This is a genomic window from Murinocardiopsis flavida (assembly GCF_003014485.1).
Lineage (GTDB): Bacteria > Actinomycetota > Actinomycetes > Streptosporangiales > Streptosporangiaceae > Murinocardiopsis > Murinocardiopsis flavida.
The window spans coordinates 30,739-46,139 of sequence record NZ_PYGA01000025.1; the positions used below are offsets into that span (position 1 = coordinate 30,739).

The 15,401-nt window shown below is 72.2% G+C and carries 17 protein-coding genes; 7 read left to right on the forward strand and 10 right to left on the reverse strand.

What is annotated here, in order from left to right; all coding sequences use genetic code 11:
- Nucleotides 1–35: 35 nt before the first annotated feature.
- Nucleotides 36–347: a hypothetical protein gene (locus tag CLV63_RS27195; protein ID WP_106586087.1), complete on the reverse strand. Its 312-nt coding sequence runs from the start codon at nt 345–347 to the stop codon at nt 36–38.
- A 188-nt stretch (nt 348–535) separates the two neighbouring features.
- Here CLV63_RS27195 and CLV63_RS27200 point away from each other — a divergent pair, with 188 nt between their 5' ends.
- Nucleotides 536–1,348 carry a helix-turn-helix domain-containing protein gene (locus CLV63_RS27200; protein WP_106586088.1) on the forward strand — a complete coding sequence of 271 codons (813 nt, stop codon included), beginning with the start codon at nt 536–538 and terminating at the stop codon, nt 1,346–1,348.
- A 2-nt stretch (nt 1,349–1,350) separates the two neighbouring features.
- The gene (locus CLV63_RS27205; RefSeq protein ID WP_106586089.1) at nt 1,351–1,542 is read left to right on the forward strand and encodes a DUF397 domain-containing protein; all 192 of its coding nucleotides are present in this window, start codon (nt 1,351–1,353) and stop codon (nt 1,540–1,542) included.
- 33 nt (nt 1,543–1,575) lie between these two features.
- Here the strand turns inward: CLV63_RS27205 and CLV63_RS27210 are convergent, their stop codons facing one another.
- The 6 genes from CLV63_RS27210 to CLV63_RS27240 form a co-directional block, all read right to left on the reverse strand.
- On the reverse strand, nt 1,576–2,148 hold the full coding sequence (locus tag CLV63_RS27210; protein WP_394339815.1) for a flavin reductase family protein: 573 nt from the start codon (nt 2,146–2,148) through the stop codon (nt 1,576–1,578).
- Nucleotides 2,149–2,289: 141 nt separating this feature from the next.
- A complete protein-coding gene (locus CLV63_RS27215) occupies nt 2,290–2,817 on the reverse strand; it encodes an NADPH-dependent FMN reductase (protein ID WP_106586090.1) in 528 nt (175 codons plus the stop codon).
- A 174-nt stretch (nt 2,818–2,991) separates the two neighbouring features.
- Nucleotides 2,992–4,167 (reverse strand): LLM class flavin-dependent oxidoreductase, encoded by a 1,176-nt coding sequence (locus CLV63_RS27220; RefSeq protein ID WP_106586091.1) that lies wholly within the window; start codon nt 4,165–4,167, stop codon nt 2,992–2,994.
- A gap of 442 nt (nt 4,168–4,609) precedes the next feature.
- Complete coding sequence (locus CLV63_RS27230; RefSeq protein ID WP_106586092.1) at nt 4,610–5,599, reverse strand: ABC transporter substrate-binding protein; 990 nt, start codon at nt 5,597–5,599, stop codon at nt 4,610–4,612.
- The gene (locus CLV63_RS27235) at nt 5,596–6,468 is read right to left on the reverse strand and encodes an ABC transporter ATP-binding protein (protein WP_106586093.1); all 873 of its coding nucleotides are present in this window, start codon (nt 6,466–6,468) and stop codon (nt 5,596–5,598) included. Before CLV63_RS27235 ends, CLV63_RS27230 begins: the two co-directional genes overlap by 4 nt.
- Complete coding sequence (locus tag CLV63_RS27240; protein ID WP_106586094.1) at nt 6,441–7,295, reverse strand: ABC transporter permease; 855 nt, start codon at nt 7,293–7,295, stop codon at nt 6,441–6,443. Before CLV63_RS27240 ends, CLV63_RS27235 begins: the two co-directional genes overlap by 28 nt.
- Nucleotides 7,296–7,596: 301 nt before the next feature.
- Between CLV63_RS27240 and CLV63_RS27245 the strand changes: the two genes are divergently transcribed.
- Nucleotides 7,597–8,106, forward strand: a complete 510-nt coding sequence (locus tag CLV63_RS27245) for a GNAT family N-acetyltransferase (protein WP_106586095.1) — start codon at nt 7,597–7,599, stop codon at nt 8,104–8,106.
- Nucleotides 8,107–8,138: 32 nt separating this feature from the next.
- On the opposite strand, the gene CLV63_RS27250 is transcribed toward CLV63_RS27245, so the two are convergent.
- The gene (locus CLV63_RS27250) at nt 8,139–8,558 is read right to left on the reverse strand and encodes a MarR family winged helix-turn-helix transcriptional regulator (protein WP_106586096.1); all 420 of its coding nucleotides are present in this window, start codon (nt 8,556–8,558) and stop codon (nt 8,139–8,141) included.
- An 80-nt stretch (nt 8,559–8,638) separates the two neighbouring features.
- Between CLV63_RS27250 and CLV63_RS27255 the strand changes: the two genes are divergently transcribed.
- On the forward strand, nt 8,639–9,523 hold the full coding sequence (locus CLV63_RS27255) for an SDR family NAD(P)-dependent oxidoreductase (protein WP_106586097.1): 885 nt from the start codon (nt 8,639–8,641) through the stop codon (nt 9,521–9,523).
- A 306-nt stretch (nt 9,524–9,829) separates the two neighbouring features.
- On the opposite strand, the gene CLV63_RS27260 is transcribed toward CLV63_RS27255, so the two are convergent.
- Nucleotides 9,830–11,041, reverse strand: a complete 1,212-nt coding sequence (locus CLV63_RS27260; RefSeq protein WP_211301499.1) for a glycerate kinase family protein — start codon at nt 11,039–11,041, stop codon at nt 9,830–9,832.
- A 39-nt stretch (nt 11,042–11,080) separates the two neighbouring features.
- Entirely contained in the window at nt 11,081–12,592 is a 1,512-nt protein-coding gene (locus tag CLV63_RS27265; RefSeq protein WP_106586099.1) for an SLC13 family permease, read from the reverse strand.
- Nucleotides 12,593–13,179: 587 nt separating this feature from the next.
- Between CLV63_RS27265 and CLV63_RS27270 the strand changes: the two genes are divergently transcribed.
- From CLV63_RS27270 to CLV63_RS27280, 3 genes are all read left to right on the forward strand, one after another.
- The gene (locus tag CLV63_RS27270; RefSeq protein ID WP_106586100.1) at nt 13,180–13,911 is read left to right on the forward strand and encodes an IclR family transcriptional regulator; all 732 of its coding nucleotides are present in this window, start codon (nt 13,180–13,182) and stop codon (nt 13,909–13,911) included.
- Nucleotides 13,912–14,032: 121 nt separating this feature from the next.
- Nucleotides 14,033–14,557, forward strand: coding sequence for a MaoC family dehydratase (locus CLV63_RS27275; protein WP_245929090.1), 525 nt, complete (start codon nt 14,033–14,035; stop codon nt 14,555–14,557).
- Nucleotides 14,557–15,393: an HpcH/HpaI aldolase/citrate lyase family protein gene (locus tag CLV63_RS27280; RefSeq protein WP_106586101.1), complete on the forward strand. Its 837-nt coding sequence runs from the start codon at nt 14,557–14,559 to the stop codon at nt 15,391–15,393. The genes CLV63_RS27275 and CLV63_RS27280 overlap by 1 nt, the downstream gene beginning before the upstream one ends.
- Nucleotides 15,394–15,401 lie beyond the last annotated feature (8 nt).

The following is a 15,401-nucleotide window of genomic DNA, read 5'->3' on the forward strand; positions in this document are numbered from 1 at the left end:
CCGCCCCCGGGGACCGGGGGCGGCCAGGTGGCGAGTCAAATAGTGCCGACGATGACGGTATGCGTCTCCAGCACGACGGCTCCTTCGGGCAGCGGCGTCGTGTCGTCGGGGGTGATGGTCCGCACCCAGATGCTGGTGCCGCGGGAGTAGAGATCGTGGCGTTCTATGGACTCCCACAGGTCGTAGGGGAGGGCGGCAGCCGCGCACGCGCAATGCGGACCAAACCCGCCAGAGAGGGGCGAGCGCATGCCCGCGAAGCAAAGACCGCTGTCGTCCGGCTCACCGCCGTCGATGACCTGCACGATCGACACGGACAGACTGACGCCGTCGGGGATGGCCACACTCATCGGGGAACCTCCAATGTGCGAAGACGAAGTGCAGGACCGTTGTCACTCAAAGAATTAGGTGTCTGACTTGGCCTGCACAGAATCGATGATCCATCTACCGAAAGGAGAATTCCAGTCGTTCTACTGACCTGCGGGGATCTAGTCCATGGTGTAGACGTGAGTAGGGTCTCGGTGCTCTTATCTACTATATGAAAGGAAACTACGACCCCCAGCGGCGCAGGCTCGGCCTCCAAGTGCGACGACTGCGCGAACAAGCAGGTCTTTCCCAGGAGGAGCTATGCAAGCTGCTCCCGATCCAGGCGGGGATGCTGAGTGCGATCGAGAGGGGGACCCGAGGTGTGAAATCGGACTATGTCGATGCAATCGACCTGGCGCTCTCTACAGGCGGCAAACTCAGGCGACTGCTGGAGTCCATGTCCTCCAGTGCGGGGACGCCATCATGGTTCAAGAACATCCTGGAGCTCGAACAGCAAGCGACGGAGTTCCGTGAGTACGATCCGCTGCTGATCCCCGGCCCCCTACAGTCAGCGGACTATGCGCGCACCATCCTTCGCGATGGCCGTCCGGATGACACCGATGACGAGATCGAAGCGCTCGTAGAGGCACGGATGCGCCGGAAGGACATTCTTTCCGGTGACCGACCGCCCATAATGCTCATCGTTCTGGACGAGATCGCGGTTCGCCGTCCGATCGGTGGAGACGGCGTCATGAAGGACCAATTGGCAAGCCTGCTCGATATGGCCGCCGATGCGAGGACCGTGCTTCAGATCGTCCCGTTCTCGACTACGAGGCACCCGGGACTCTCTGGCGCCTTCCGCCTCATCATTGGTCCTGACGTCGGTGAAGTCGTCTACCTTGAGACCGCGCTGGGCGGTTCGGTGGTCGATGACGTCGATGCGACGGGGAGGTGCTCCCGTACCTTCGGTGACCTGCGGGGCGTAGCGTTGCCCCCGCAGCAGTCACGCGAACTGGTCGAAAAGGTCATTAGAGGAGGTTTTTGAACATGCGGTCTGAGATTCACGCGTGGCGGAAGAGCAGCTATAGCAATGCGAGTGGTGGCCACTGCGTGGAGGTCGCAGAGCTTCCTGAGGGGGTGCTGGTGCGCGACTCACGCTTCCCTGCCGATGGGTGCCTGAGTTTCCCGACAGGGCAGTGGGCGGCCCTGCTGCGCGACGTCAAGGACGGGACGCTGTAGCACCCTGACCTCTGCATCGCCCCGGGTGCGGGGTCAGTCGGGGCGGGGGAGGGGGGTGAAGCGGCCGTAGGTGTGGTGGAGGTAGAGGAGTGGGCGTTTGGACTCGTCTATCGATGTCTTGGCGACTCGGCCGACCACCAGCCAGTGGTCGGCGACCCGCACGGTGGTGTGGCGGTGGCAGACCAGGTGGGCGCTTGTTCCGGCGAGGATCGGCGGGCCGTTCCAATCGGTGGTCCACCGTGTCGGCGGGGCGAAGCGGTCGATCCCCTGGGTGGCGAACCGCGTGGCGAGGTCGCCCTGGTCGTCGGCGAGCAGGTGGACGGCGAAGCGGTCCGCCCGCCGCATCCGAACCCAGGTCGATGACGTGTCGGCGACGTAGAACGAGACCAGCGGCGGGTCGGCGCTCACGCTCGTGAACGACGTCGCCGTGAGGCCGACGGGCCGCCCGTCGACCAGCGCGGTGACCGCCGTGACCCCTGCGGCGTGCCGACTGAGCGTCTGCCGGAACCGGGCGGAGTCGACCTGCCCGGCGTCCGGATCGGTGGAACCGGCCGCGGAGCCGTTCACGGTCCTGTCCTGGTGCTCGGTGGCGTTGGCTGCGGTCACGGTGATTCCCTCCGGACTTTCGTTGGCGGGTCGTCGGCGCCGGGTCAGCGCGCAGCGGCATCGTGGTCCATTGGGACGCGGGTCGCTGTTGGCGCCGACGTCGGCGGTCCAGTGCGGTGGGGGTCGCCGGTGTCGGTCGAATCAGCGGGTGATGGCGCCCTGGTGCAGTGCAGTCCGGACGGCCGGGGCGACCGCGGCGGCCCACTCCTCGGCGATCGCGGCCACTCGGGGCAGGTCGGACTCTGGCAGGGCGAGGCCCGGCGAGGGGACGAGCGCGCCGAGTTCCACCAGCAGCGGGCGCAGGTGCACCTCGACGGCGAGTGTGTGCGCCGGCGAGCCGACGACCAGCAGCGGCAGGGCGACGGTGCCCGCGAGCCCGCCGGTGCCGATCTGGTCGAGGAACACCTTGAGGAGCCCGGTGTAGGTGGCCTTGTAGGTGGGGCTGGCGACGACCAGTACGCGGGCCGCCAGCACCCGCTCCAGCGCGTGGGCGGCGTCGGGATGGCGCTCCCCCGGCTGGAGGAGTACCGGGGCGAGTTCGGCCAGTTCGATCACGTCGGCCTCGCCCGCGGTGCCGACCTCGGCGGCGACCGCGCGGGCCGCGGTGCGCGCGGCGGCGGACGTTCGGGAGTGGGCGCGGGGGTTGCCGACGACGACGGTGATGCTCATCGGGTGCGGTCCTGTTCATTGTGGTGGGCTTGTCGCGGGCTCAGAGTTGCGCTGAGCCGCGCGGGGCGAGCGGTGCGGGCGGTGCGCGGGCATCGTCGGCGGTGTGGGCTCAGAGCCGCGCGAGGGCGAGCGGTGCGGGTGGGCGCGTGGGCATCCATCGTCGGCGGTGTGGACTCAGAGCCGGGCGGCGGCGTCCGTTGCCCCGGCGTCCGCTGCCATCGGGGCGACGGACCCGGTGGAACCAGTGGAGGGGGACGGGGGAGTCCACCGGCCCCGTTCGCGCAGCAGCGGGAGCACTCCTTCGGCGAACCAGTACGCCTCCTCCAGGTGCGGGTAGCCGGACAGGACGAACTCGTCGATGCCGATGCGGTGGTACTCCTCGATCCGGTCGGCGACCTCCGCGTGCGAGCCGACCAGCGCGGTGCCCGCCCCGCCGCGCACCAGTCCCACCCCGGCCCACAGGTTGGGGTGGATCTCCAAGGCGTCGGTGCGGCCGTTGTGCAGCTCGCGCATCCGCCGCTGCCCCTCCGACTCGCTGGTGGCGAACCCGGCCTGCGCCTTGGCGATCGCGTCCGGACTGATCCGGGAGAGCAGCCGGTCGGCCTCGGCCCACGCCTGCGCCGCCGTGTCGCGGGTGATGACGTGCAGCCGTATGCCGAACCGCAGTGTGCGGCCGTGCGCCGCGGCGCGTTCCCGGACGGCGGCGATCTTCGCCGCGACGGCGTCGGGCGGCTCGCCCCACGTGAGGTAGGTGTCGACGTGGCGGGCCGCGACGTCCAGCGCGGCGGGCGAGGACCCGCCGAAGTACACCTGCGGGCGCGGTTCGGGGACCCGGCCCAGCCGGGCGCCCTCGACCCGCAGGTGGGTGCCTGCGAAGTCGACGGTCTCCGCGTCCCACAGCCGCGACACGATCTCCAGGAACTCCCCAGTGCGCGCGTAGCGGGCGTCCTTGTCGAGGAAGTCGCCGTGGCCGCGCTGCTCCGCCGACTCACCCCCGGTGACCACGTTGAGCAGCAGACGTCCCCCGCTGAGGCGCTGGAAGGTCGTCGCCATCTGCGCGGCAAGGGTCGGCGAGGTCAGGCCGGGTCGGAAGGCGACGAGGAACTTCAGCCGCTCGGTCTGCGCGATCAGCGCGGACGTCGCCAGCCAGGCGTCCTCGCACCACGTACCGGTCGGGGTGAGGACGCCCTCGAAGCCGAGCCGGTCGGCGGCGCGGGCGATCTGGGCGAGGTAGTCGACGGTGGGTTCGCGGGTGCGGTCGGCGGCGTCCTGCGCGGCGCCGTGGCCGCCGCCGACGATCCCCCTGCTGTCTCCGCTCGTTGGCAGGAACCAGTGGAAGGTCAGGCTCATGGTGTGGTCCTTCGGGTCGGGCCGATGCCGTGGACGTTGTGGGTCAGGGGCTGTCGCCCCGGTGGTGCGCGCGTGGGCGGGGAGGGGCGTGCACGTGGGTGGGGAGAGGGCTGCCGTGCGGGTGGTGTGCACGTGGGTGGGGAGAGGGCTGCCGTCGCGATTGCGAAGCATCCGGCGGCACGAAACACCACGCTTGAGGAGGCCACCGGACCTGCACCCCCGCTCGCGGCAGGCTCGCCCCACTACTCGGGGCACCCGAGCCCGGGCACCGGACCGCTAAGCCTGTGCGCACGGTCTGGCGGGAAAACTCCAGCGTGGTGCTCGCACCGCCGGATGCTTCGCAATCGCGGCGGTAACTTTTTCTGCGGGTGCGGGTGCGGGTGCGGGTGCGGGTGCGGGTGCGGGTGCGGGTGCGGGTGCGTTGGGGGCGGGGCGCGCGGGCTCACTTGGGGACGAGGTGATTGAACCGGTCGTCGGTGAAGTCCGCGATGGACGGCGCCTTCGGGATCTCGCCCGCCTCGGCGAAGGAGTCGGCGAGGCGCTGTTCCAGGGCGATCAGCTCCTTGTCGACCCGCCGCGGGGTCGGGTGCCGCCGCTCGGCCGCGACCCGGGTGACCTCGACCGGCAGCTTGCTGTGCGCCGCCCACACCTCGGCGTACTCGTCCGGGTTCCGACCGCTCCACACCACGGCGCGGTGGATCCGCTCGATGTAGTCCTCCAGCGCGGCGGCCTTGGCGGGGTCCTCCAGCGCGCTGTTGTTCGCGACCTGGAAGGAGAACGTGTTGCTGTACCCCTCGGCGTTCACCAGGATCTCGGCGTCGGCCTTGTCCTCGGCCTGGGCGACGTAGGGGTCCCAGACCGCCCAGGCGTCCACCCGCCCCTCGGAGAACGCCGCGAGCGCGTCGGCGGGTTGCAGGTACTTCACGTCGACGTCCTCGAACGCCAGCTTCTCCTGCTTGAGCACGCCGAGCAGGTGTGCGTGCGCCGAGCTGCCCCTGGCGACGGCGACCGTCGCCCCGTTCAGGTCGGCCGGGTCGGTGAGGTCGGACTTCGGCGGCACCACGATGGAGGATCCGTCGGGCGAGGCGTCGAACGCCGCGGCGATCGAGATGTCGGATCCCGCCGCCGCCGCGAAAACCGGCGGCGCGTTGCCGACCTGACCGATGTCGACCGCGTTGGCGTGCACAGCCTCCAGCAGCGGCGGTCCCGAGGTGAAGGTCGACCACTCCAGCGTGTAGGGGACGTCGTCCAGCTCGCCCGCCGCCTCCAGCAGCGGCTGCGCCCCGGCGATCTGGTCGCCGACCTTCAGGGTGACCTGGGACAGGTCCACCGAGCCGTCCTCGTTGACGGCTCCGTCGGCCGCGCCGCACGACGTGGCGAGCAGCAGGGCGGCGAGCGCGGCGGGTGCAGCGGGCAGCAGGTGTCTCATCATCGGTCTCCTGTCGGGTGGACGCCGAGGACGGCGAGGAGGCGGTCGCGGGCGTGCAGCAGCGCGTCGGCGTCGCGGTGCCGGGGGCGGGGGAGTCCGATGTGCTCCTCGTGCGCGATGCGGCCGTCGGCGAGGACGAGGACCCGGTCGGCGAGCAGCAGCGCCTCGTCCACGTCGTGGGTGACCAACAGGACGCCCGGCAGGTGCCGCCGCCACAGGTGCAGCACCAGGTCGTGCATTGTGATGCGGGTCAGCGCGTCGAGCGCGCCGAACGGCTCGTCCAGCAGCAGGAGTTCCGGTTCGCGTACCAGCGCTCGGGCGAGGGACGCGCGCTGCGCCTCGCCGCCGGAGAGTGTCAGCGGCCAGGCGTCGGCGTGGTCGGCCAGGCCGACCTCCCCGAGCGCGGCGACGGCGGCCTCCTTGGGCGCAGTCCCGTCGAGCCCGAGGGCGATGTTCGCCCAGACGCGTTTCCACGGCAGCAGCCGCGGTTCCTGGAACGCCACCATCGCCGAGTCGGAGGCCGCCACGGTGCCCTCGGCTTCGCGGTCGAGCCCGGCGAGCACGCGCAGCAGGGTGGATTTCCCCGACCCGCTGCGGCCGAGCAGGGCGACGAACTCGCCGGACTCGATCCGCAGGTCGACGTCTGCCAGCACCGGCCGCCCGTCGAACGCGCGGGACAGGCCGCGGACCTCGGCGGCTGCACCGCCGGAGGCGGCCGCCTCCGGTGCGGCCGGGCGGTCGGCTGTAGCGTCCACGGCGGTTGCGCGGGACGCCCCGCCGTCCAGCGCCGCCGATTGATCCGCTGTGCCGTCCACGGCGGCCGGGCGGGCCGCCGCGGCGCCGTTCACCGGGTGCCGAAAGCGCGCCGCCATACCAGCGCCCTCCTTTCGAGGAGCCGCACGAACGCGTCGGTGATCAGTCCGAGCAGGCTGTAGACGATGAGGCCGAGGACGACGATGTCGGTGCGCAGGAACTCCCGCGCGCTGTTGATCATGAAGCCCAGTCCGGCGTCGGCGTTGATCTGCTCGGCGACGATGAGCGCGAGCCAGGCCGAACCGAGGCTCAGCCGCAGGCCCACCAGCAGTCCGGGCAGCGAGCCGGGGAGCACGACGTGCCGGATGACGCCGAGCCGGGAGAGGCGCAGGACATGGGCGACATCGCGGAACTTCGGGTCGACCCCTCGGATGCCAGCGGCGGTGTTGACGTAGAGCGGGATGGTGACCGCGAGGGCCACCAGCGCGACCTTGGGCGTCTCGCCGATGCCGAACCAGAGGATGAACAGCGGGATCAGGCCGAAGATCGGCACGGTCCGCAGCATTTGCAATGGGGGGTCGACAAGGTTGTCGCCCCAGCGGCTCAGCCCCACGACGACCGCGAGCGCGATTCCTGCTGTCGCGCCGATGGCGAACCCGGTCAGGACCCGTTGCAGAGAGACGCCGACCGCGTCGACGAGTGAGCCGTCCTGGAGCAGGCCGAGCGCCGTCGCGGCGACCGTGCTCGGCGCGGGCAGCAGGCGCTCGGGGAGGATGCCGAGCGACGCGCCGAGCTGCCAGCCCACGAGCAGCGCGATGGGGCTGACCCAGCGGTCCAGTAGCCGGTTCCGGCGCCGGGGCGCGACGGCGGGGCGGCGCGGCGGAGCGCCGCTGCCGTTCTCCGTGGCCGGGGCGCGGGGTGGCGCCGCGGTAGCGGGCGGGTGCATGGGGCGGGGCCCTCCATCGATCGGGGACGCGCCCGGTGGTCGGCGCGCTCGTATCGAAGTTTACCAACCTAAATAGTAGGAATTAAAGCCCCCTCTGTCCCGGACATGAATGAGATCCCGGGAGTCTCACCCCGGCGACGTGCGATCGAGTGCGGCGTATGGCCGTTGAACTGCGGAATCGTCGCCTCAATGGTCCGGCCGGGTCGGGGGGTCTCGGGGAGGCGCGCGGATGTCGGTGGTGGGCGGGAGGATCGGCGGAGGGGCGTCCGGCCCCGCCGCCGGTCCCAAGGAGGAACCACCGATGCTCTTGCGCGATGTCGAACCCGGCGACGTCGATGCCTACGTCCGGATGCGGTGCGACCCGGTCATGATGGCCGAACTCGGCGGCCCCGCGCCGCGCGAGGGCATCGAGGCGAAGGTCGAGAAGGACGCCGCCACCACCGCGTCCGGCGAGACCTGGATCAAGATGATCGTCCCCGACGCCGGGCGGCCCGCGGCGGTGGCGGGCTCCGTGAGCCTGTGGTCCCACGACCTCGACGGCCCGACCATCTCGGAGATCGGTTGGATGGTGCTGCCCGAGTACCAGGGCCGCGGACTCGGCAAGCGTGCCGTCCGCGCCGTGCTCGAATCCGCGCGCGACACCGATCAGTGGGGGCTGATCCATGCCTACCCGGCCACGACCAACGCCCCCTCGAACGGTATCTGCCGCTCGCTCGGCTTCCACTTCGCGGGCGAACAGGACCTGCCCTTCGCCGACCGGGTCCTACGGGTGAACCACTGGACCATCGACCCGCGGACCGACCTGGCCTGAGGTCGGCTGGACCGGCCCCGCGTCCGCTCGGCTCAGTCGGGTCGGACCACCCGGTTCAACAGGACCTTCAGCTCGCGCAGTTCGCTGCTGGGCAGCACCCCCAGCGGGGTCTTCTCCAGCGCAGTCCGGACCAGTTCGGCGCGGACCCGGCGGCCCTCGGCGGTCATGACCACGACCCGCGAGCGGCGGTCGGCCGGGTCCACGGCGCGCTCGACCAGACCCCGTTCGACGAGCTGGTTGATGATGAAGGTCAGGTTCGGGGCGTTGCAGTACAGGCGCTCGGCCAGCACTTTCATCGAGGGCGGCGGTTCGGCCGGGTCGATGGACCACAGCGCCTGGAACGTCGCCGGCGTCAGGTGGTGATCGGCCAGCGCCTGCCCGATGAGGTCGTTGGTCCGCATCCAGATGTCGTGGATCGCGGCGACCACCTCGGTGAGGTCGGGTGCGGTCATGCCGCCATCCTACCGGAACTTTGAGTCTCGAAGGATCGTGCTAGCGTCAATGCTTCGAGACTCGAATCAATGGAGGACTTGTGAGAGACGACTATCGGGGCGTCACCGCGCTCGTCACGGGCGCGTCCAAAGGGCTGGGGCGGGCGTACGCGCTGGAGCTGGCGCGCCGGGGAGCGCGGGTGATCCTGCTGGCCCGCTCGGAAGGCGACCTGCGGGAGCTTGCCGCGCAGATCCGGGAACGGCACGGAAGGCACGGCAGACCGGGCACTACCGCTCCGGACATCGCGACATCGGGCACCGCGGCATCGGACGGCGAGGTGGCCGAGGTGGCGGAGGTGCTCGTCGGCGACCTCGCCGCCCCGGACGGCCCGGAGCGGATCGTGCGAGAGCTGCACGACCGCGGCCTGGCCGTCGACCTGCTGCTCAACAACGCGGGCGCGGGCAGCGCGGGCCCATTCCTCGACCGCCCGCTCCAACCGCAGCTGAGCTCCATCGGGCTCAACGTGAGCGGCCTGCTCGCGCTGACTCACGCGATAGGGACCGACCTGGTCGCCCGCGGCTCCGGCGGCATCATCAACGTCTCGTCCACCGCGGCCTTCCAGCCCATGCCCTACCAGGCCAGTTACGCGGCGACCAAGGCCTTCGTGCTCTCTTTCACCGAGGCGCTGGCCGAGGAGCTGCGCGGCTCCGGTGTCCACGTCATGGCGGCGCACCCCGGCGCGATCGCGACCGGCTTCTTCGACGGCACCTCGGCCACGATCAACGCCTACGCCGACACACCGGCCGCCGTCGCGGCCCGCACCCTGGACGACTACGCGCGGCGGCGCCCGGTGTCCTACCCGGGCCGGGCCCTGAACCGGCCCTTGACCTGGCCTGCGCGCCTGCTGCCCCGCACCACCGCCGCGCGGGTGGCCGGCGGGTTCAACCGGCGGCTGCGCCTGCACGAGGTCGTCGACATCGCCTAGCCGAGCGGTTCCCAGGTGCCCGGGTTCCCGAGAAGGGCGCCGGGCGACAAGGGCGGGGGAGCCCATGGCCGTGCGTCACGGCAGGACCATGGGCTCCCCCGCACCAGTGACTCTTGGGGGTACCGGTCCGGATTCCGGCCGAGAGCGGTCGCGGCTGCGCAGCAGCGACCGCCGAAGCGCATCCTGATCGGAACAGGCCAGACCGGCATCCCAACAGCTTCTTACGCGCGGACCCGGCACCCCGTGCGACCACCCGCCCCGAGGGCCCGGGGCCGGGCCCGCGCCCCGGGCCGGGCCCCGGCCGCTCTATGCGGGGCAGGCGGCAGCGGCGACGGGACGCTGCTCTGCCGCGGCGCCCAGCGAGGCGCCGACCAGCACCAGGCGCAGGGTGCGCTCGGCCGCGTCCGTGGTCAGCGCGACCGCCTGCTCCATGGCGCCGCCCAGGTCCACCGGGGCGGCGATGATCCCGGTGTAGGCGTCGATCCCGGCGCCATAGGTGCGCCACGCGCCGCGGCCGATCGTGCCCGCCAGCGCGATGACCGGCTTGCCGCTGAGCTTGGCCCGGCGTGCCACCTCCGCCGGCACCTTGCCGTTCGGTGTCTGGAAGTCGATCGCGCCTTCGGCGGTGATCACCAGGTCGGCCGCTGCCAGCCGGCCGTCGAGGTCCACCCCGTCGAGCAGGACGTCGAAGCGCGGGGAGAGGCGGGCGCCGAGCACCCCGGCGGCACCGGCACCCAACCCACCGGAGGCGCCGGTGCCGGGCGCGGTGCGCAGGTCGAGTCCGCTGTGCTCGGCGAGCAGCGCCGCCCAGTTGTCCATCGCCGCTCCGAGGCGGCGCACCTGGGCGGCGTCGGCGCCCTTCTGCGGGCCGAACACCTCGGCGACGCCCTTCGGTCCGGTGAGGATGTTGCACGGGTTGCAGGCGAGGACGATCTCGGTGTCCCGGAGCCGCGGGTCCATGCCGCGCACGTCCAGGTGGGTCGCACGCGCCACCTCGTAGCCGCCCCTGCCGATGGGCGCGCCCGCGGAATCGAGCACGTCGGCGCCGAGCGCCTGGAGCATCCCCGCTCCGCCGTCGCAGGTGCCGGAGTCGCCGCAGCCCACGATGATGCGTCGGCACCCCTCGTCGAGCGCGGCGCGGATGAGGGTCCCCACCCCGTAGGTGGACGTGCGACCGGGGTCGCGGGCGTCGCGGGGCACCAGCCGCAGCCCCGCGGCGGCCGCCATCTCCACGAGCGCGGTGCGCGGGCCGGGCCCGCCGAGGATCCCGAAGTGCGCCGGCACCGTGCGGCCCACCGGTCCGTCGACCCGAACGGGGACCACCGTGCCGCCCGTGCTGCGGGCCATCGCGGTCGCGGAACCCTCGCCGCCGTCGACCATGGGCGCGGTGTCGATCAGCGCCTCCGGCATGACCCGGTGCACGCCGGCCGCGATCGCGCCGGCGACGGTCGGTGCGTCGATGGACTCCTTGAATCCGCTGGGCGCGATCATGATCCTCATCGGCTCGCGAACAGGCATGGTTCCCTCTTTCGTCGGTAATCGGTGTGCGGCGCGCGATCAGCGCAGAGGAAGCCCGAGATGGGGCCAGACGGAATGGCTGAAGACCAGCACCAGTGCGACCATCAGCGGCCCCAGCAGGGCGGACAGTCGGATCAGGTCGGCACGTCGGTAGGTGGGCACGTCGGGCAGGTCGGCGAACATCGCCACCGGCTTGGCAGAGGACGGGAGTGTGTGGCAGAACCCGGCCGCGGCCGTCGAGGCGAACGCGACCGCCGCGGGGTCGAGTCCGGACGCGACCGCGAGGGGGACGATCACCGGGATGAGGACGGCCGAGCGTGCCGAACGCGACTGGAGCACCAGGTGCGCCGCTGCGCTCACCGTGACGACCATGGTCAACACGACCGTGCCGTCGCCCGGCCCGAACCCGCCGAGGGCGATCCCGGCGAGCCAGTCGGCGGCGCCCGACCGCGCGAGCGCGTCGCCGAGCGCGGCCGTGCAGACCATGAACAGCAGCAGGGCCCAAGGGACCGAGGCGAGGGCCGCCGACATGCGCACCGTCCCGAGCCCCGGTGCGGTCGCGGCGAGGGCGCCGACGAGCGCGACGAGCGTGGGGGAGAAGCCGTGCAGGGGCTCGGTGCACCACAGCACCACGACTCCGACGAGGACGCCGAGCATGCGCAGCTGCGCCCCGGTGAGGGGTCCGGTGGCGCCGTCGCCGACGAGCTCGGCCAACCGGTCCCGCCGCAGCTTCAGCGGGTCGCGGCGCTCGGCGCGGTCGGTCATGGTGATCAGCACCAGCTCGGCCGCCAGGTGCGAGCTGACCACCGCGAGGGGCAGGCCGAGCAGCAGCCACTGCCCGAACCCGATCCCCGTCCCGGTCATGGCCGCGAGCACCTCACTGGTGATGAGGTGCGCCGCGGCACCGATGAGAGAGGCGACCGCCGACAGCAGAACAACGGTGGGGAACAGCAGCGCGAGCGCCCGCACCAGGACGGGGCGGTCCGTGAGCAGCCGCGCCAAGGCCAGGAAGACAGGGAGCACGAGGGCCGCGCGGCCCGAAGTCGCCGGGACCGCCAGCGCGGTCAGCAGCACCGCGAGCGTGGTCATATGGGCGAGCTGGCGCGGGCTGCGGGCCCGCGCGATCAGCGCGAGCGCGGCCCGCGCCGGCAGCCCGCTCGCGCTCACCCCGGCGGCGATCACGCAGGCGGCGACGAGCAGCCAGATCGTCTCCGACCCGAGGACGCCGAACACGGCCTCCTCGGCGAGCAGGCCGCACGCCACGAGCGCGGCCGCGGCGGTGAGTCCGATGAAGACGTCGTCCAGCCGGGTGAGGGTCCAGCCGACCAGCGCCGCCGCGAACACCGTGATCGTGCCCCGGCCGGTGTCCGTCAGCCCGGACTGCCCGCCGGACTGCCCTCCGAACTGCCCGCCGGGCAGCAGCGTGTAGAGCGCGGCGAGCCCGCCTGCCGCCGCCAGCGTGCCCGTGACAACGAGGAGGCGGCGCGCAATGGTGCGGCGGGGGACAGCGGGCGAATCCCGATCGGCGGGCGTCGGGGGCTCTGGACTCATGGAGACCACAGTCGGACCTGGGACTGAAAGACCGATTAACGCCAGATGAGTGTTTGTTCACGGAGCGTTCCGCAAAGCACGGGACCAGCGCAGCAGTACGTTCATGTCCCAATAGGCCGGTCTCGCGCACCGTGTGCGCGGGCGTCGGTCATGACGGCTTCGTCGGATCCGGTACCGCCGTCGCACGCGGAGTGGCGGCGATCGGCGGGGAATGCGAGGGAAGCGGACAACGGAAACACGACTGCGCCCGCGGCCGTTGCTGCTGCTTTCGACCGCAGGCGGCCCGCATCCGGCACTGCGACAAGGCCGCCCCGCGGACGGGCCGCCCCCGAAAGGCCGGAAGCCCCCCGCAGCCGAGCGACACGACCGGCGGGGCCGTTGCCGAACACCAACCGGCGATGTGCTGCCGGACCGTCCGTCGTGCTGCCGGACCGTCCGTCGCGGTTGGGACCGGGTGTGGTCTGGGCGGGTGGGCGGGTGTGCCAGGCGGTTGACGGGTGATGTCGCGCGGCGGGGTGCCTGGGGCCCGGGGGCATAATGGGGACCGATTCGATGATTCAGGCTCGCGGAACGGTCATGAGGTGTTGATGGATCCCGATTCGCCTTCCGCCAAGGAGCACCGCACCGTCACCCGGATCACGACGATCCTGGAGACGGTGGCCGGGGCCGAGGGCGGTGTCCGGCTGCGGGACGTCGTCGACGTACTCGACGCGCCGAAGTCCTCGGTGTACGGACTCGTCCAGGGGCTCGCCGCGGTCGGCTACCTGGAGGAGCGCGAAGGGGTGTACCGCATGGGCCCCGCTGTGACCATGCTGCTGTCGCCCAACCGCTCCGCGCTGATCTCGGCGGCGCGGCCCGCGCTGGAGCACCTGCGCCGCCAGTTCGACGAGACCGTCACCCTCGCCGTGCGGGTGGGCTACTCCACGGTGTACCTGGACTCGGTGGAGTCGAGCCGGCCGATCCGCTACTCCGCGCCGCTGCGCCAGCGCCGCCCGCTCTACCCCACGAGCGCGGGCAAGTGCCTGCTCGCGTTCATGCCGCCGAACCTGCGGGGCTCCTACCTGGTGAGCGCGGTGGACGAGGGTGAACGCGGCGCGGTGGTCGCCGAGCTCGCCCAGGTCAGGGAGGAGGGGGTCGCCTACAACCGCGGCGACACCCTGCCCGACGTGACCGCGGCGGGGGCGATCGTGCTGCTGGGCGACCGCCCGGTCGCCGCCGTGGCGTGCGCGGGGCCGACGAACCGGATGGCCGGCGGGCTCGACGCCGTCGGGCGCGCGGTGCGCTCGACCGCCGACGACATCGCGCGCCGCATCTCCTGACGGCGTCGACGCCATGCGGATATACGTCCCTTCATACGCATATGAGAACATTCCCGGAACGGGAAACGACCGCGGACCGGGGCCGTCGCTCCGGGCGCCGACAGCAGGGAGTTGAGGCACGGTGCACGGAGGCCGACAGGACGAGGAGACCGGCGGAGCAGGCGGCGACCTGCCGCGGACGGTGCAGCGCGGCCTGTACTTCGAGGAGCTGAGCACGGAGACGGTCTATGACCACCGGCCCGGCCGCACGGTCACCGAGGCCGACAACACGTTCTTCAGCACACTCACCATGAACCCGCAGAGCCTGCACCTCGACGCGCACTTCAGCGCGGCGACGGAGTTCGGCCGCCCCCTCGTGAACAGCCTGTTCACGCTGTCCACGCTGGTGGGGTTGAGCGTCGCGCAGATCACCCAGGGCACGACGGTCGCCAACCTCGGGTTCGGCGCCGTCGAGTTCCCCAGCCCCGTATTCCACGGGGACACCCTCTACGCCGAGACCCGCGTGCTCGACAAGCGGCTGTCGCGGTCGCGCCCCGGCAACGGGGTCGTCCGCTTCGAGCACCGCGCGCACAACCAGGACGGCGAACTGGTGGCGCGCGCCGAGCGCACCGCTCTGATCCTGCTCCGCCCGCAGGCGGACGCCTGATGGGCGCGCCGGTGGAACCGTCGGTGGAGCTGCCGGGCCCCGCGCTGCTGTTCTGTCCCGGCGACCGGCCCGACCGCTACGACAAGGCCGCCGGGCGCGCCGACGCCGTCATCCTCGACCTGGAGGACAGCGTCGCCCCTGAGGACAAGGAGCGGGCCCGCGCCGAGGTGGTCGGGGCGCTCGGCCGGCTCGACCCCGCGCGCACGGTCGTGCGCGTCAACGCGCCGGGCACGGAGTGGTGGGACGGCGACGTCGCCGCCGTCGCGGCGGCGGGCGTGCGGCTGGTGATGCTGCCCAAGGCGCAGTCGCCGGAGGACGTCGCGGCGCTCGCCCCCGCGGGGGTGATCGCGCTGTGCGAGACCGCGGCCGGGGTGCTCGCCGCGCCGCAGATCGCCGCGGCCCCGTCCTGCCTGGCACTGAGCTGGGGCGGTGAGGACCTCATGGCGGACCTCGGCGGCGCGTCGAGCCGCGGCGCCGACGGAGCCTACCGCGACGTCGTCCGGCACGCCCGCTCGGCCGTCCTGCTCGCTGCGGCGGCGCATCGGCGCCCCGCCGTCGACACCGTCCACCTCGACATCGGCGACCTCGACGGCCTCGCGGCCGCGTCGGTCGACGCGGCGGAGTCGGGCTTCGCCGCGAAGATGTGCATCCACCCCGACCACGCCGCCGTCATCAGGTCGTCCTTCGCCCCCGCACCCGCCGACGCCGCATGGGCGCGGGGCGTCCTCGCCGCGGCGCGGGACGAGCCGTCGGGCGTGTTCCGCTACGAGGGGCGGATGATCGACGCCCCGGTGCTCGCCCAGGCCGAGTCCATCGTGCGCAGAGCGTGCGGCTGAGCTCGGCC

What these genes read in the sequence shown, in the direction of transcription:
- CLV63_RS27195 (WP_106586087.1), bottom strand. Translation starts at nt 347, where the DNA reads ATGAGTGTGGCCATCCCCGACGGCGTCAGTCTGTCCGTGTCGATCGTG.
- CLV63_RS27200 (WP_106586088.1), top strand. Translation starts at nt 536, where the DNA reads ATGAAAGGAAACTACGACCCCCAGCGGCGCAGGCTCGGCCTCCAAGTG.
- CLV63_RS27205 (WP_106586089.1), top strand. Translation starts at nt 1,351, where the DNA reads ATGCGGTCTGAGATTCACGCGTGGCGGAAGAGCAGCTATAGCAATGCG.
- CLV63_RS27215 (WP_106586090.1), bottom strand. Translation starts at nt 2,817, where the DNA reads ATGAGCATCACCGTCGTCGTCGGCAACCCCCGCGCCCACTCCCGAACG.
- CLV63_RS27220 (WP_106586091.1), bottom strand. Translation starts at nt 4,167, where the DNA reads ATGAGCCTGACCTTCCACTGGTTCCTGCCAACGAGCGGAGACAGCAGG.
- CLV63_RS27230 (WP_106586092.1), bottom strand. Translation starts at nt 5,599, where the DNA reads ATGATGAGACACCTGCTGCCCGCTGCACCCGCCGCGCTCGCCGCCCTG.
- CLV63_RS27235 (WP_106586093.1), bottom strand. Translation starts at nt 6,468, where the DNA reads ATGGCGGCGCGCTTTCGGCACCCGGTGAACGGCGCCGCGGCGGCCCGC.
- CLV63_RS27240 (WP_106586094.1), bottom strand. Translation starts at nt 7,295, where the DNA reads ATGCACCCGCCCGCTACCGCGGCGCCACCCCGCGCCCCGGCCACGGAG.
- CLV63_RS27245 (WP_106586095.1), top strand. Translation starts at nt 7,597, where the DNA reads ATGCTCTTGCGCGATGTCGAACCCGGCGACGTCGATGCCTACGTCCGG.
- CLV63_RS27250 (WP_106586096.1), bottom strand. Translation starts at nt 8,558, where the DNA reads ATGACCGCACCCGACCTCACCGAGGTGGTCGCCGCGATCCACGACATC.
- CLV63_RS27260 (WP_211301499.1), bottom strand. Translation starts at nt 11,041, where the DNA reads ATGCCTGTTCGCGAGCCGATGAGGATCATGATCGCGCCCAGCGGATTC.
- CLV63_RS27265 (WP_106586099.1), bottom strand. Translation starts at nt 12,592, where the DNA reads ATGAGTCCAGAGCCCCCGACGCCCGCCGATCGGGATTCGCCCGCTGTC.
- CLV63_RS27270 (WP_106586100.1), top strand. Translation starts at nt 13,180, where the DNA reads ATGGATCCCGATTCGCCTTCCGCCAAGGAGCACCGCACCGTCACCCGG.
- CLV63_RS27280 (WP_106586101.1), top strand. Translation starts at nt 14,557, where the DNA reads ATGGGCGCGCCGGTGGAACCGTCGGTGGAGCTGCCGGGCCCCGCGCTG.